A 15,281-nucleotide genomic window follows, 5' to 3' on the forward strand; every position below is an offset into this window, starting at 1 on the left:
GAAGTGGCGTGGGTCGATCTGGAGTGACCGTATGTGACCGTGAGCCGGTGATGGCGCCGTCTTCTTCAGCGGGGCGATGACCGATGAGGTGATTTCGATTCGGGCGGGGGCGGAGCGGTGCTATGGGTGCATATATGCGAGGTCAGTTGCCGGTCGCGGCGTCGGCCGGGCCCCGTGTCCTTCGGCGCGCGGGCCCGTCATTAGGCTCCGCCCCATGGACGTACTCATCCACCTCTTCGTCGCCCTGCACATCATCGGCATCGCCTCCCTCCTCGGTGGTTTCCTCACCCAGATGAAGGCGATGGGCCAGGGCACGGCCCGTTTCGTCCCCGCCATGCTCCATGGCGCCCTCACCATGCTGGTGACCGGCGTGATCCTCGTCGGCCTCAATCAGGCGGACGACCAGAGCGTCAACAACATCAAGATCGGCATCAAGCTGGCGCTGCTGATCGTGATTCTCGGACTGGTGTACGTGAAGCGGGACGAGGAGACGGTGGAGAAGCCGCTCTTCGGCCTGGTCGGCCTGCTGACGACCGCGAACATCTTCATCGCGGTGTTGTGGACCTGAGAATCCAGGTCGGTGGCGGGCCGACGGCCGGACCTGAGAATCCAGGTCGGTGGCAGGCCGACGGCCGGACCTGAGAATCCAGGTCTGTGGCGGGCCGACGGCCGGACCTGAGAATCTAGGTCCGTGGCGCGCCGACCGCCCTCACCGCACCCCCCAAGACCACGAGCCACACCGCCACCGTGATCCACAGCAACACCTGCCCCGGCCCGCGCAGCCACGGCACGTCGGCCGCGGTGGCCACCGAGAGCGTCGCCGCCGCCGTCATCCCCATCGGGAAGACGGTGGACCAGCGGAGGGTGTCGTAGCGGGGCCGTCGCCACACGATTTCGGCCATCGCCAGCACGCAGTACCAGGCGAGATCGAGCACGAGGAGGGCGACGGTCGCGGTACGCAGTACGTCGTTGTCGTCGTCGTTCCACAGGTACGGTCCACCGTCCCCGGCCGCGGTGAGCAGCTTCGCCCCGGCCAGCGCGGAGATGGCGAGCGCACCGCCCGCGACCCACTGGTCCCCGGCGCCGACGGCCACCTGCCGCAGGTCGAAGTGGTAGAGCGCGACGGCGTAGAGCAAGAGCCCCAGCCAGAACAGCACGAGCGCCGCGTGCGCCGGCCACGCCACGTCCTCGGCCGCCGCGAGCGTCGCTCCGAGCACGGCGATCCCCTGTGTGGCCACGCACGCCAGGAACACCGATCCGGACATGCGGCGCCGCCAATGCCGTACGACCACGAGGAGCAGCACCGGCCAGAGCGCGGCGGAGAGGGCGAGCAGCGCCTCGGCCGCGGTCTGCCGGCCGAGTGTGGAGACGCGGGTCCCGAGCACGGTGGTCGCCGCGACGGCGGTCAGCGCGGCCGGGGTCCGTGCCTCGGCCCGCCACCGCGCCTGGTCACCCAACAGAAGGACCGCGAAGTCCACGGCCAGCACCGTCCAGACGACGGCCGCCAGGGCGAGGGTGATCCGGGACAGCAGTTCGTGGCCGGTCAGGTGCAGCCCGATCGAGATGATCCCGGTGGCCATGGAGCAGGCGCCGGCGGCGGGGGAGAGCTGGGTCCACCAGGGGGGTGCGGGTGGGGGAGAGGGCATGGGGGTGGGCCTCGCTCGGCGGAAGGGGTGGCTCCGGTTGATGGTAGGAGCTGAGGGGCGTCGGATCCGTGACCTGGGGAATGTGGGGGAGGACCTGGGTGGTCGAACGGCTGCACGAGGAGTACGGCCTCCCCCGAGGGACGGCCGCCGCGCTGGTGGCGGCTCGGAGGGTACTGCCGGTCTTCGACGGTCTCGACGAACTCGCCGCATCCCACCAGGCGGCGTTCGTCGAGCAGTTGGCACGCGGTAGGTGGGCCTGGACGGGGGGCGGCGGGTATGTGCTGACCTGCCGTACGAACGTCGCCGAGGAGGACCATTTCGGGATCCGCGCGACCCGCCTCGGCCGGATCGTACGGATGCTGCCCCTGGACGCGCGCACGATTCTGTCCGGCGCGCGGTGGCGGAGCCCCGAGGACGAGGCACGCTGGCAGCCCGTGGCCCTGGCCATCGAGACCGACCCCGAGGGCCCGCTGGCCCAGGCCTTCTCCTCGCCCTGGATCCTCGTGCTGGCGCTGAGCGCTTACGAACGGCGTGACCCGGCCGAACTCCTCGATCGCGAACGGTTCCCGGGAGCCGAGGAGATCACCCGGCGCATCCTCGACACGGCCGACCCGACCGCGAACTTCGACCTCTGGCGTGACGCCGACCGGCGCCGCTGGCTGCGGGTCGCGACGCGAGCCATGGGCAGCGCCGACGACACCTTGCTGTTGTGGTGGCGGATGGCGGCGGCCTACCAGCCCATGTGGTCGGTGCCGGCCATGCGGACGCTGTCGCTGATCCTCTCGACGCTGCTCGCTCGCCTGGGCGGTTCGGACCCGTTGTTCGCCGGATCCCTTGTCGTCGCCGTCCTCCTGCAACTGTTTCTGGTGGTGTTCGACGGCGAGGCACCCAGGCGTATCGGCGGACGGGAACCGGGCGCACCGCGCATCCGGCGGATCGCGCGCTCGCTCCTCGGGGGTCTGGCGGGCTGTGTCTCCGGGGCCCTGGCCGTGGCGCTCGCGGTGGGGTCCCGCCCGGACGGCCGGAGCGTGGAGCCGGCCGACCTGGCTGTGGTGTTCGTCTGTCTGTCCGCCGGCGTCGGCCTCGCCCTGGGATCCGGGGCGGCGCGTGGAACCGATGCCGTCCCGCCGTCCGACCACCGCTTCGGCGACCTGGGGCAGGACAGGCGCGCGGCACTGCTGACGGCGTCCTCTCTCACGGCCCTCGTCGGCCTCCCGATGAGCTACGCGTGGTGGGGCGAACTGTCCGCGCGGGGCTGGACCGTCCTGGCGTCCGTCTGTGTGCTCTGGTTCGGCGTCGTGCTGCTGCTCGACAGCGCCTGGGGCCGCTACCGCCTGGTCCACGCCTGGCTGGCCGCTACGAAGGAACTGCCGTGGCGGCTGCAGAGCTTCCTCGACCGGGCGGCCGCGGAAGGGCTGCTGACCACCCCGGAGGGATACGGCGACGGCTGTCACGCCTTCCGGCACGACCTGGTGCGCGACGCGCTCGTGGCGCGCGGTGGCGACAACAACTCCCACCGGGACACCGTCCGACGCTTTCGACAGGAGGTCGTGGACGAGACCCTCGCGCTGCCGGAAGCCGTCGCCTACATCGCCTACACGTCCGACGGCGATCTGGCGGCCGAGCAGCGGGCTGCGGAGCACGTCGGTTCGTTGGCCGAGAGGGCGTTCGACGACGACCTGCCGACCATCGCCGAGGCCGGCGTCGAGGCGTACGAACGTTTCCGGCAGGCCCACCTGAGCATGGTCGCCGTGCAGCGGCGGCCGTGGTGGGCCGGACGCGCCCTCACGTTCGCGTACGGCGCGCTCGCCTATGCCGGCGGTATCGTCCTGTTCAACGCCATGGGGTTGGTGAGGGTGGGCGGCGACGTCGTGCTCCTGGTGTGGGTGCCGACCATCGTCATAGGGCTCGTCGTCCGGCAGAGCGGCTTCCTGGTGGCCCGGCGCAAGAACTGGGCGACCCCGCTGTCGATGATCCTGGCCCCCTACGCCGGTCTGCTGGCGCTGACGCCCGTCCACCCCGGCCGCCTTCCCACCGTCGCCCTCGTGTCCGCCGCCCTCACAGCGCTCACCCTCCTCGCCTACCTCAACGCCCGCCCCCACGCCACCACCCACCGCGCCCTCCACTCGGAGGACCCGGCCCACTGGCCCGAGGTCCCCGCCACCCGGTCCCGCTACCGCGACGCCGCCCTCCAGGCCCGCCGTGACTGGCTGACCGCCCTCGCCCGCGACGGAGTGATGCCTCTGCTCCGCAGCAGGCTGCGCGTGGCCCAGGACCCGCAGAACCTGACCTTCCCCACCATCGACCCCTCCCGCCTCACCGGAACCCGCCGCTTTGACCAGTTCGTGGCCACGGAGGCGGCCCGTCAGACCGAGTACCACCTGAGGGAGCTGGAGAGCGCGAGCATCGGGGTGAGCGGGCCGCGCGGGGCGGGCAAGAGCAGCCTGATGCAGCGGTTCTGCGCCCCCGACATGTCCACCGCCCCTGACGACCTGCTCGTCCTCGTGCCCGCCCCGACGTCGTACGACCCCCGGGAGTTCCTGATCCACCTCTTCGCGGAGGTCTGCCGCAGGATCACCGGGCAGGACGCCTCCGCCGACGGGCGGCCGGGGCCCGAGCCGGGGCGGCGCGCGGTGCGGGCGCAGCGGATCGGGGCCGTGCTCGCCGTCGTCGTCGGGGTGCTCGCCACGATCGGCGCGATCCTGTGGCCCGATCTGTCGGGTCTCGGCCGGTGGTGGTCGAGGAATCCCCGCCTGCTCATAGGCACGGGCGGATACCTGCTCGCGATCGCCGGAATCGTCTGGGCGCTCGTCCTGTCCGGACGCGCCGGGCGCGAACCCGAGCAGCGCACGGGCGGCGCGGAAGCCGCCGCCGTACGCCACCTCCGCACCCTTCACTACCAGCTGACCATCATGCGCTCCCGCACCAACCAGCTCGCGCTCCCCGCCGGGCTCCAGGTCGCCGACGCACAGCAGGTCCAGCACACCGAACAGGTGCTCACCTACCCCGAACTCGTCGCCCGCTTCCGGGCCTTGCTCGACCTCGTCGCGCTGGAGCGACGACCCCTCGGCGGCCGGGTCGTCATAGGCATCGACGAACTCGACAAGCTGGGCAGCGCGGAGGAGGCCGAGCGGTTCCTCAACGACCTCAAGGTCGTCTTCGGGATCCGGGGCTGTCACTTCCTCGTCGCCGTCTCCGAGGACGCGCTCACCGCCTTCGGACGGCACGTCCTCGACGTACGGACCGCGTTCGACAGTGCCTTCGACAAGGTGGTGGCGGTACCGCCGCTCGACCTGGCGCAGGCCCGCACCCTGCTGGAGCTACGGGGCGTGTGGCTTCCGGAGCCCTACCTCTGGCTGTGCCAGGTGCTCTCCGGCGGGCTGCCGCGCGATCTGCTGCGCGCGGTGATGAGCCTCGCCACGGCCAAGGCCCTGCGGAACATCAGCGAACTCGATGAACTGGCCAGGGAGCTGATCACCGAGGACGCGCACGCCGTACTCTCCGCCCAGTCCCGGCACGCCGCCACCCTGACCGGCGCCAACGCACCGGCGGCCGCCCGCTGGATCGCCGAGGCCTCGCAGGCGCCCCTCGACCTCACCGACTGGGAACAGCTGATCTACGCCGCGCCCACGGTTCCCCCTGACGAATTCGAGACCCGTCGTGCCGTGGAGCAGGTGCAGTCTTATCTCGCCCTCTGCACGACCCTCCTGCGCACGTTCGCGGAAGGCGGCCCCGCCGACCTGGCCCTGCGCTTCGACCGGCTGAACTCCGCGGGCCCCGGGCCCATCGACCGGCTCACCACCGCTCGCCCCAAGCTCGCGGCGGAACCCGACGCGGCATGGGCGGTGGTGAACCGGTATCGGCACGAGACGCCGCGGATGATGGAGCTGCCGCAGCGGCTCTGACTCCTACGCCGGCCGCACCACGCTGTGGATCGACCCCTCGCCGTCGTAGAAGACCGACTCCTCGCGCACATACGCCCCCGGCTTCGGCGCGTGGATCATCATCCCGTTGCCGATGTAGATGCCGACGTGGCCGATGTTGTCGTAGAAGAAGATCAGGTCGCCGGGCTTCGCGGTGGAGAGGGAGACCGTCGTGCCGGCGTGCACCTGGTCGTACGTGGTGCGGGGGAGGTCGACTCCGGCGGCCTTCCAGGCTGCCTGGGTGAGGCCGGAGCAGTCGTAGGAGCCGGGGCCGGTGGCGCCCCAGACGTACGGCTTGCCGATCTGTGAGCGGGCGAAGGTGAGGGCCCTCGCGGCTTTCGAGGCGTATGTGGAGTCCTCGACCGCGGTCGAGGTGTCCTCCTGGGGCTGGGTCTGCTGAGATCCCTGTGGCTGTGTGGTCTCCTGGGACTGCTGGGTCTCCTGTGGCTGTGGAGCCTGTGGAGCCTGTGGAGCCTGTGGAGCCTGTGGGGTCTCCTGTGCCTGCTGAGCTTCCTGTGCGGCCGCCGCCTGCTGCTGCGCCAGCTCCTCCGCCCTGCGGTCGGCCTCCTCCTGCTCCCGCTTCTCGATCGCGGCGAGCCGGGCCTTCTCCTCGGCCGTGAGTTCGGACAGCAGTTCGCGGGCCTGGGCGAGCTTCTTCTGGACCTTCGCCTTGCTGGTCTTCAGCGCGTTCTGCGAATCGGTGAGCTGTTCGAGGCCCTCGGTCGCCTCCTGCCGCTGCTTCGCCGCGTCGGCCTGCTGCGTGACGTAGTCGTCGACGGCCGTCTGCTGGCGGTCCGTCAGCCGGTCCATCAGCTGGTTCTGGGCGAAGTACTCCTCGGGGTTCTCCGCCAGCAGGAGCAGTGCCGCGTCGGGCGAGGCCGCGCCCGTGCGGTACTGGGCGGCCGCGAACTCGCCCAGTTCCTCGCGCGCCTCGTTCAGCTTCTCCGCGCGCTTGGCGACGTCGTCGAGAAGCGTGTCGACCTTCTTCTTCTGCTGGGAGGTCTGCTCCTTCACCGAGTTGTACTTCTCGGTGGCCGTCTCCGCCCCGCGGTAGAGGTCGTCGACCTTCTTCTCGACCTCTTCGAGGCTCGGTTTGTCGTCGGCCGAGGGGGCCGCGTTGGCCGTCTGGGAGAGCAGGGCCACGGAGGTGAGGGCGGCGGTGGCGAGGGCGGGGGTGCGTATGCCCGGGCGCGCCGGACGAGGCTTTCGGTGCGCCATGGGTCGGCGACTCCTTCCGTTGTCCGCCTACCGAGTTAGCTGTCGGGTTCGGGCGCAAGCTTCGGAAGGTTTGCCCTACGGCCCTGCCGCGTGCGGCGACGCGGGCCGATTCACCCCAAGGTCGGTTTGGGTCCCCGGCTCCGGCTGCCCCAGGGGACGCACCGGACTCGGCGGAGGCCGAACGGCCCGGCGACGTTCGCCGGTTGTGTCGTACGACCCAACCCAAAACGCTAGCCAACTCCTGTGGCCCCTGTGAAGGTTGATGTCCGATAGGCCCGATACGTTTTTGTGACCTTAGTACGGTGATCGCGATGAGTGAGATCAACAGTCACTATTCGTCCTTGAACGATCGCATCCGGTGGTCACCGTCCATATGGGAGCTCCGGAGATCGCCGGGGCGGACTTTCCGGGGCGGCCCATGGCTGTCAGTGGAGGCGCCTAGACTCGGAGAGCGATGAGCAGCCTCTTTGACGACAGCTTCCTGGCGGACCTCCAGGCCCCACGGGCCCACACCGAGGAACCTCCGCCACCGCCCGAGGACGATCACGTACCGGAGCCGATTCCGGACGATCTGTTCGGCGGGAAGTTCGACGCGCCCCCGGACCGGGACGCCTACTACCGCGACGGCGCCTCACGCCCGGTCATCGACCCGGCGGCCCTCCTCGACGGACTCAACGAGAACCAGCGTGCGGCCGTGGTCCATGCCGGTTCCCCTCTGCTCATCGTGGCCGGCGCCGGGTCCGGCAAGACCCGTGTGCTCACCCACCGCATCGCGCACCTGCTGGGCGAGCGGCATGTCCACCCGGGCCAGATCCTCGCGATCACCTTCACCAACAAGGCCGCGGGCGAGATGAAGGAGCGTGTCGAGCAGCTCGTCGGGCCGCGCGCGAACGCGATGTGGGTCATGACCTTCCACAGCGCGTGCGTCCGCATCCTGCGGCGCGAGAGCAAGAAGCTCGGCTTCACGTCGTCCTTCTCGATCTACGACGCCGCCGACAGCAAGCGGCTGATGGCGCTGGTCTGCCGCGACCTGGACCTCGACCCCAAGCGCTTCCCGCCCAAGTCCTTCAGCGCCAAGATCTCGAACCTGAAGAACGAGCTGATCGACGAGGAGGACTTCGCGGCCCAGGCCTCCGACGGCTTCGAGAAGACCCTCGCCCAGGCCTACGCCATGTACCAGTCGCGTCTGCGCGAGGCGAACGCCCTCGACTTCGACGACCTGATCATGACGACGGTCAATCTGCTGCGCGCCTTCCCGGACGTCGCCGAGCACTACCGCCGCCGCTTCCGCCATGTCCTCGTCGACGAGTACCAGGACACCAACCACGCGCAGTACGCCCTGGTCAGAGAGCTGGTCGGCACCTCCGAGCACCCGGTCGACGTACCGCCCAACGAGTGGGACGTACCCCCCGCCGAGCTCTGCGTCGTGGGTGACGCCGACCAGTCGATCTACGCCTTCCGCGGCGCGACCATCCGCAACATCCTCCAGTTCGAGGAGGACTACCCGGACGCGACGACGATCCTGCTGGAGCAGAACTACCGCTCCACCCAGACCATTCTGAGCGCGGCCAACGCGGTCATCGAGCGCAACGAGTCCCGGCGCCCCAAGAACCTGTGGACCAACGCGGGCGCGGGCGCGCAGATCACCGGCTATGTCGCCGACACCGAGCACGACGAGGCACAGTTCGTCGCCGACGAGATAGACCGACTGACGGACGCGGGTGACGCGAAGGCGGGCGACGTCGCCGTCTTCTACCGCACGAACGCCCAGTCCCGCGTCTTCGAAGAGGTCTTCATCCGCGTCGGCCTGCCCTACAAGGTCGTCGGCGGTGTCCGCTTCTACGAGCGCAAGGAGGTCCGGGACGTCCTCGCCTACCTGCGGGTCCTCGCCAACCCGGAGGACTCGGTCCCGCTGCGCCGCATTCTGAACGTGCCCAAGCGCGGCATCGGCGACCGCGCCGAGGCGATGATCGACGCGCTCTCCCAGCGCGAGAAGATCAGCTTCCCGCAGGCGCTGAAGCGCGTCGACGAGGCGTACGGCATGGCGGCCCGGTCGACGAACGCCGTCAAACGGTTCAACACGCTGATGGAGGAGCTGCGCACGATCGTCGAGTCGGGCGCCGGTCCGGCGACGATCCTGGAGGCGGTCCTCGAACGCACCGGCTATCTGGCCGAGTTGCAGGCATCGACCGACCCGCAGGACGAGACCCGCATCGAGAACCTCCAGGAACTCGCCGCCGTGGCACTGGAGTTCGAGCAGGAGGCGGCTGCGGCCGAGGCTGCGGCTGCCGGGGGCGGCGAGGGCGCGGCCGAGGGCGAAGGCGCGGATGCCGGTGCGGATGCCGGTGCGGATGCGGATGCGGGCGCGGTTGCGGTCGCGGTGTCCGGTGGGCTCCCCGCCTTCCTGGAGCGCGTGGCCCTGGTGGCCGACTCCGACCAGATCCCGGACGAGGAGCAGGACGGCTCGGGTGTCATCACCCTCATGACCCTCCACACCGCCAAGGGCCTGGAGTTCCCGGTCGTCTTCCTGACCGGCATGGAGGACGGCGTCTTTCCGCACATGCGCGCCCTCGGCCAGACCAAGGAACTGGAGGAGGAGAGGCGCCTCGCGTACGTCGGCATCACGCGCGCGCGGGAGCGGCTCTACCTCACGCGCGCTTCGCTGCGCAGCGCCTGGGGCCAGCCCTCGTACAACCCGCCGTCCCGTTTCCTGGAGGAGATCCCGGCCACCCACCTGGAGTGGAAGCGGAAGGGTGCCTCCGCGCCGGTGTCCTCGGGCCCGGCCGCCGGGATCGCGTCCTCGCTGTCGTCCGCCCGCTCCCGCTCCTCGGCCGCGGGTGCCTCGGGCTTCGCGACCCGCCGTACGTCCGAGAAGCCGGTGGTGTCCCTGGCCGTCGGCGACCGAGTCACCCACGACCAGTTCGGTCTCGGCACGGTCGTCGGAGTGAAGGGCACGGGCGCGAACGCGGAGGCCACGGTCGACTTCGGCGACACCAAGCCGAAGCGGTTGCTGCTGCGGTACGCGCCGGTGGAGAAGCTGTAGAGCCGCACATACGCGGAGGGCCCCTGCTCACCGAGCAGGGGCCCTCCGCGTATGCAAGCCGTTGACCGAGACCGGGGGTTACGTCGGGTCCAGCCCGTGGCTGCGCAGCCACGGCAGCGGGTCTATGGCCGAGCCGCCGCCGGGGCGTACCTCGAAGTGGAGGTGCGGGCCGGTCGAGTTGCCCGAGTTGCCCGAGAAGGCGATGGTGTCGCCGGCCTTGACCGTCGTACCCGAGGCGACCTTGTACGTGGAGAGGTGGCAGTACCAGGTCTCGGTGCCGTCCTTGGCCGTCACGATCACCATGTTGCCGTAGGCGCTGTTCCACTGCGTCCGGACGGTGCCGTCGGTCGCGGCCATCACCGCCGTGCCGTACGAGACGGGGAAGTCGATGCCGGTGTGCAGGGACATCCAGTTGACGCCGGACTGGCCGTAGTAGGCGCTGAGTCCGTGCGCGGCGACCGGCAGCGCGAACTTCGGGCGCAGTCGCTCCTTGCGGGCCGCCTCCGCCGCCGCCTTCTTCTGCTCCAGCTCCTGCTGTGCCTTGAGGTCGATGCGCTCCTGCGTACGGCTCGCCCGGTCGGCGAAGTCGTCCGCTCCGGCGGAGAGGCTTTCGAGCTGGGTGTCCAGCTTGTTGTTGGCGGTGGACGGTTTGACCGCGGTGACGTCCGACTTGGTGGTCGCCGTCGTCTCCGTGTCGTCCACGCCGGTGCCGACCGAGGCGGCCGCGATGCCCGCGACACCCATGACGCACGCCGAGGGAACGGCGACGGTCAGCAGGGCGGAACGTTTGGCCGGAGCCTTGCGTCGCGAGCGCGAGGCGGCACGGGTGGCCGCGCGGCCACCGTTGCCCGCGCTCCCGCTCCTGGCCGAGCCGGGGGTGACCTCTTCCTCGTCGTCGAGGAGTGCGGCACGGCTGTCGCCGTCGGCCCCGAACTCGTCCTCCGCCGGGAGGGATTGGGCCTCGCCGTACAGATCGACCTGCTCGAAGGTCGCGGTCGCCTGCTCGTGGAACGAGACGGTCGAGGGGCGCTCGTCCGACGTGTCCGTCGAAGGGTGCTCGTGGGCGTCGTAGGACTCGGGGGCACTGCCGCCGTGCTCGTCGTCGGCCGTCTGTGCGCCGTCGCCGTTCCACTGCGTGGCGTCGTACGCGCCGGTGTCGAAGTGCTGGGTGCCGACCCACTGCTGGGTCTGGTCGTTCTGCCCCAACTGATCGGCCCGGTCGAGCTGTTCGGCCTGGAGCCAGCCGTTCGCGTCCCACTGGCCGGTGTTGCCGTCGGGACCCGTCGACTGCGCGGGAACCTGGGCGAGGTTCTCGTAACCGGACGTCGTCCAGTCCGTGGTGTCGTAGCTGCCCGTGTCGTACGCGGCCTGGTGCTGCGCGGCGTACGGGTCGTAGTTCAGCGTCTGGTGGCTGCCCGTCGCCCACTGCGAGGCGTCGTACGAACCGGTGCCCGCACCGGAGTCGTTGCCCGGCATGTCGCCGAAGAGGGGGTCGACCGCGAAGGTCCCGGTGGCGGGCGTGTGCGCGCCGGTACCGGCGTCAAAACCCGTGGCGCCGTAGTCGCCGTACGTGGTGAAGTCGCCGTACGTGGCCTCCTGGTGGCCGTGCGACGCATAGGGCGCCGAGTCGGCATCGGAAGCCGGGGCCGGGGGTGTTGCGGTCCCCGACGGGTGACGATCGTTCACCAACTTCTCTTTCGCCTCGACGACAGGGGCTGGCAGAGCAGTGCGGTGACTGTACCCGGCGGTACGCGGGCGCGACAATCTTCAACGGGTTTCACGGCTGTAGGAAACGGGCATTCGAGCGTCTTTCGGCGATCAGCGGGCAGGACTTTGGCCTGGGGTTCGAAATCCGTTCGATTGTGGGCGGCTGTGCCGGGGCTGTGAAACGGCCGTGCCGAGCCCCCGGGCCACCTCGGCGGGGTGTCGGAGCGGTTCCGGCGTGACTCCCGTGCGGCTGGGGTGGGCGTGGTGCGCGGGCGACGGGCGTGTTGTGGCTGTGGGGCGGGTGTCGCGGGCCGGGTGTGCGGCGGGGGCGTGCGGAGGTGACCGGGGTTTACCCCGTTTCGCGTGGTTTGGCGCGGTGGGGCTCGCGCTTTCAGGCCCTCGTGGTGTGGCCGGCGCCGGACCCTGGTGAGCAGGGCCTACGCCACGGTCAGACCTCCGGGGTGGCCGGTGGCGGGCAGGGCTCCGGTCTGCGAGGTGTCCAGGGCCTGGCGTATCCCGGCGGCGACGGCCGGGTGCACGGGCAGCGCGAGATGTCCGATGCCGGTGACCCTTGTGTTCTGCGCCATCAGATCGGGGTGATCGACGCAGGCGGTCTCCAGCGGGTCCATCAGGTGGTCGAGGTCGCTCCAGAACGCCACGAAGTGCGTACGGCAGCCCGGCGCCGGCTCGCGCAGCTCCTCGAGCACGTCCGAGCCCGGGCGCATCTGGCGGACGATCGGGTGCGCGTTCGCCAGCGGTGCGACCCGGGTGCCGGAGTGCGGGGTGCCGAGCGTGACGAGCGTACGGACGCGGAGATCGCCGCCCAGGCGCTGCACGTAGTACCGCGCGATCAGCCCGCCGAGGCTGTGTCCTACGACGTCCACCCGGTCGTGGCCGGTGCGCTCGCAGATGTCCTCTATATGCCGGCCGAGCAGCTCGGCGGCGGCGCGGATGTCGCAGGTCAGAGGAGAGTAGTTGAGGGACTCGATCTGGCGGCGGCCGTGCTGGGCCAGGGAGCGGCGCAGCAGGACGAAGACGGAACGGTTGTCGATGAAGCCGTGCAGCAGGACGACGGGCGGCTTCTCCTCGGTCGGCAGCTGAGCGGTCCGGTCGGGAAGATCCGGCGAGGGGTCGGACGGGGCGGTGGGGGCCGGACGGCGTTCCTGGACGAGCCCGGAGGGGTAGATCAACAGATGTCCGGCGAGGATCGCGAGCTCCAGCGCGGTCGCTTTCAGCAGGGCCATCGACAGCCCTGTCAGCCTGGCGGGCAGCAACCGCTCGTAGAGCGGAAGCAAGGGCTGAACCGCCTTGGTGACCTTCGTCCCCGACATCCCCGACCTCCTGTCGGCACGCGGGTGGACGACTCTGTCCTCCCCCGTATGCCCTCATGGAGAGCTGTGACGGTGACCTGATCGCTCAGGGCGCTCCCCGTGTCCGTACTGCCGTGCGCTGCGAACGTATGTCCTGTCGTGTGATTTCCCCCTCGCCCTCCACTGTGAAACTGCCGGTTGCGGGATGCTGGAGATAACGTTCGTTCACTACCCCGGCGCGGGTGCGAGTGGCCGGACTGGTCGGTGTAGTCGTTTCATGGAGGCAGTGATGGGTGTGGCAGCCGGTCCGATCCGCGTGGTGGTGGCCAAGCCGGGACTCGACGGCCACGATCGCGGTGCCAAGGTGATCGCGCGGGCGCTGCGCGACGCCGGTATGGAGGTCATCTACACCGGCCTCCACCAGACGCCGGAGCAGATCGTCGGCACCGCCATCCAGGAGGACGCGGACGCGATCGGTCTCTCCATCCTCTCCGGCGCCCACAACACGCTCTTCGCGGCCGTCATCGACCTGCTCGCCGAGCGTGATGCCGCCGACATCCTCGTGTTCGGCGGCGGCATCATTCCCGAGGCCGACATCCAGCCCCTCAAGGACAAGGGTGTCGCCGAGATCTTCACGCCGGGCGCGACGACCGCGTCGATCGTGGACTGGGTGCGGGCGAACGTACGGCAGCCGGCCGGAGCGTAGGCCTCCGGACGGGGCGGGTTGGTCGTGGCCGAGGTGGTGGGCCGGCTGTAGCCGGGCTCGAGTAGGGCAGGCGACGACGAGGACGGGACGCTTTCGGGGTCACGGCGGCGGTGTCAGTTCCGCTCGCATCGCCGCGCGCAACCGCAACGTGGTCGTCAGTCGCTGAAACGCCTCCGCCCAGTACCCCCCGGCCCCGGGCGAAGCGCCCTCCGTCTCCTCCGGCGTCGCCGCGAGCGGATCCAGCCGCACCGCCTCCGCCGGGTCCAGACAACGCTCGGCCAGCCCCATCACCCCACTGAAGCTCCACGGATAGCTCCCGGCGTCCCGGGCGATGTCGAGCGCGTCCACCACCGCCCGCCCCAACGGCGGCGCCCACGGCACGGCACACACCCCGAGCAGCTGGAACGCCTCCGACAGCCCGTGCGTCCCGATGAACCCCGCCACCCACGCGGCCCGCTCGTCCGCCTCCAACGTCGCCAGCAACTTGGCCCGCTCGGCCGACGACACGGCCCCCGGCCCCCCTGCCTCGGGCGTCGACGGCGCCCCCAGCAACGCCCGCGACCACCCGGGATCCCGCTGCCGCACCGCCGCCCGGCACCACGCCGCGTGCAACTCGCCCTGCCAGTCGTCCGCGACCGGCAACGTCACGATCTCCTCCGGCGTACGCCCCCCGAACCGCCCCGACCACGCCCCGAGCGGTGTCGCCTCCACCAACTGGCCCAGCCACCACGACCGTTCACCCCGTCCGGCGGGAGCCTTGGCCACCACACCGTCGCGCTCCATGCCGGCATCGCACGCGTGCGGTGCCTCGACCACCAGCGTGGGCGTGTCGCCCGTGTGGTCGACCGCCACGCAGGCCGTCGCCCGTACCGCCATCCGTCCCGCGAGCGCCGAGTCGGGCAGCGCGGACAGCAACTCCGCTGCCGTGGCCCGCACATTCCGGCTGCGGTCCGCCAACGCCCCCTCCAGGAAGGGCTCGTCCGCCGACTCCAGCCCCGTACGGAGCGTGTCGAGGAACATCAACCGGTCCTCGGCCCGCTCCGTCGCCCACGTCGACATCAGCAACTCACGGGCGGCCGCGGCCTCCTGGGCCCGTATCCCGGTGAGCAGAGCCACCCGCTCCGCGAACAGGCCCTCCTGCCAGAGCCGCCGCACCCGGTCCGGCTCGTCCGCCCCGGGCAGGGCCGAACCGCCGCCCGGCGCGGCGCGCAGCGCGAACCGCCAGTCGGAGTTGAGCCGGGCCAGCCACAGCGCGCGCGGGCCCGCGAAGGCCAGGGCGGCGGGGCGCAGGTCGGTACGCCCGCGCGCCGCGTCCAGCAGCGCGGGCAGCGCCTCCGGGGGCGCCGCGTAGCCGTACGCGTTCGCCAGGGCCAGCCACTGCGGCAGCAGTTCCATCAGATCGGGCGCCGTGCCCCTGCGGCCACCGCCCGTGCCGGGCCGGTCGGCCAGCAGCGTGGTGAGCCTGCGCGTCGCGGCGGGTGGCAGCGCCGCCCGCCGGTCCGCCGCCGCGGGTTCCGGCCGCGCCGCCGCCCGTACGGGCCGTATCCCCGCCCTGCGCCGCACGGTCTCCACCGCCGCCGCGTCCACCAGGGCCACCGGCGCCTGACGGCCGTGCACCGCCCCCACGGGCATACGACGGTCCGTGCCGAGCAACGCCGTGGTGACGAGCTCCTCCCAGGCGCTCGCCGCCGAAGTGCCGGTCATGAGGGTTCCTTTCGTACGGAGACG

General features: G+C 70.9%; 9 protein-coding genes and 1 riboswitch. Of the genes, 4 read left to right on the plus strand and 5 right to left on the minus strand.

The features are described 5' to 3' along the window. Window positions 1-214: 214 nt before the first annotated feature. Window positions 215-568: a hypothetical protein gene (locus SGFS_RS35780; protein WP_286256297.1), complete on the plus strand. Its 354-nt coding sequence runs from the start codon at window positions 215-217 to the stop codon at window positions 566-568. 115 nt (window positions 569-683) lie between these two features. On the opposite strand, the gene SGFS_RS35785 is transcribed toward SGFS_RS35780, so the two are convergent. Then, window positions 684-1,646 carry a tellurite resistance/C4-dicarboxylate transporter family protein gene (locus tag SGFS_RS35785; RefSeq protein WP_286256298.1) on the minus strand — a complete coding sequence of 321 codons (963 nt, stop codon included), beginning with the start codon at window positions 1,644-1,646 and terminating at the stop codon, window positions 684-686. A gap of 98 nt (window positions 1,647-1,744) precedes the next feature. Between SGFS_RS35785 and SGFS_RS35790 the strand changes: the two genes are divergently transcribed. Next, window positions 1,745-5,551, plus strand: a complete 3,807-nt coding sequence (locus SGFS_RS35790; protein ID WP_286256299.1) for a hypothetical protein — start codon at window positions 1,745-1,747, stop codon at window positions 5,549-5,551. Between the two features lie 3 nt (window positions 5,552-5,554). Here SGFS_RS35790 and SGFS_RS35795 read toward each other — a convergent pair whose 3' ends face one another. Further along, the gene (locus tag SGFS_RS35795; RefSeq protein ID WP_286256300.1) at window positions 5,555-6,787 is read right to left on the minus strand and encodes a C40 family peptidase; all 1,233 of its coding nucleotides are present in this window, start codon (window positions 6,785-6,787) and stop codon (window positions 5,555-5,557) included. Window positions 6,788-6,796: 9 nt separating this feature from the next. Beyond that, a riboswitch (cyclic di-AMP (ydaO/yuaA leader) is annotated at window positions 6,797-6,970 on the minus strand. A gap of 271 nt (window positions 6,971-7,241) precedes the next feature. Between SGFS_RS35795 and SGFS_RS35800 the strand changes: the two genes are divergently transcribed. After that, window positions 7,242-9,830, plus strand: a complete 2,589-nt coding sequence (locus SGFS_RS35800) for an ATP-dependent DNA helicase (protein WP_286256301.1) — start codon at window positions 7,242-7,244, stop codon at window positions 9,828-9,830. A gap of 78 nt (window positions 9,831-9,908) precedes the next feature. On the opposite strand, the gene SGFS_RS35805 is transcribed toward SGFS_RS35800, so the two are convergent. Together SGFS_RS35805 and SGFS_RS35810 are read right to left on the minus strand one after the other, a co-directional pair. Next, on the minus strand, window positions 9,909-11,516 hold the full coding sequence (locus SGFS_RS35805) for a M23 family metallopeptidase (RefSeq protein WP_286256302.1): 1,608 nt from the start codon (window positions 11,514-11,516) through the stop codon (window positions 9,909-9,911). A 458-nt stretch (window positions 11,517-11,974) separates the two neighbouring features. Then, window positions 11,975-12,868, minus strand: coding sequence for a lipase family alpha/beta hydrolase (locus tag SGFS_RS35810; protein WP_286256303.1), 894 nt, complete (start codon window positions 12,866-12,868; stop codon window positions 11,975-11,977). Window positions 12,869-13,136: 268 nt separating this feature from the next. Between SGFS_RS35810 and SGFS_RS35815 the strand changes: the two genes are divergently transcribed. Then, the gene (locus SGFS_RS35815) at window positions 13,137-13,553 is read left to right on the plus strand and encodes a cobalamin B12-binding domain-containing protein (RefSeq protein ID WP_286256304.1); all 417 of its coding nucleotides are present in this window, start codon (window positions 13,137-13,139) and stop codon (window positions 13,551-13,553) included. Window positions 13,554-13,652: 99 nt separating this feature from the next. On the opposite strand, the gene SGFS_RS35820 is transcribed toward SGFS_RS35815, so the two are convergent. After that, window positions 13,653-15,257 carry a DUF5691 domain-containing protein gene (locus tag SGFS_RS35820; protein ID WP_286256305.1) on the minus strand — a complete coding sequence of 535 codons (1,605 nt, stop codon included), beginning with the start codon at window positions 15,255-15,257 and terminating at the stop codon, window positions 13,653-13,655. Window positions 15,258-15,281: the final 24 nt, after the last annotated feature.

The sequence above is a fragment of the Streptomyces graminofaciens genome (assembly GCF_030294945.1).
Classification (GTDB): Bacteria; Actinomycetota; Actinomycetes; order Streptomycetales; family Streptomycetaceae; genus Streptomyces; species Streptomyces graminofaciens.

What these genes read in the sequence shown, in the direction of transcription:
- SGFS_RS35795 (WP_286256300.1), bottom strand. Translation starts at nt 6,787, where the DNA reads ATGGCGCACCGAAAGCCTCGTCCGGCGCGCCCGGGCATACGCACCCCC.
- SGFS_RS35785 (WP_286256298.1), bottom strand. Translation starts at nt 1,646, where the DNA reads ATGCCCTCTCCCCCACCCGCACCCCCCTGGTGGACCCAGCTCTCCCCC.
- SGFS_RS35780 (WP_286256297.1), top strand. Translation starts at nt 215, where the DNA reads ATGGACGTACTCATCCACCTCTTCGTCGCCCTGCACATCATCGGCATC.
- SGFS_RS35815 (WP_286256304.1), top strand. Translation starts at nt 13,137, where the DNA reads ATGGGTGTGGCAGCCGGTCCGATCCGCGTGGTGGTGGCCAAGCCGGGA.
- SGFS_RS35800 (WP_286256301.1), top strand. Translation starts at nt 7,242, where the DNA reads ATGAGCAGCCTCTTTGACGACAGCTTCCTGGCGGACCTCCAGGCCCCA.
- SGFS_RS35820 (WP_286256305.1), bottom strand. Translation starts at nt 15,257, where the DNA reads ATGACCGGCACTTCGGCGGCGAGCGCCTGGGAGGAGCTCGTCACCACG.
- SGFS_RS35810 (WP_286256303.1), bottom strand. Translation starts at nt 12,868, where the DNA reads ATGTCGGGGACGAAGGTCACCAAGGCGGTTCAGCCCTTGCTTCCGCTC.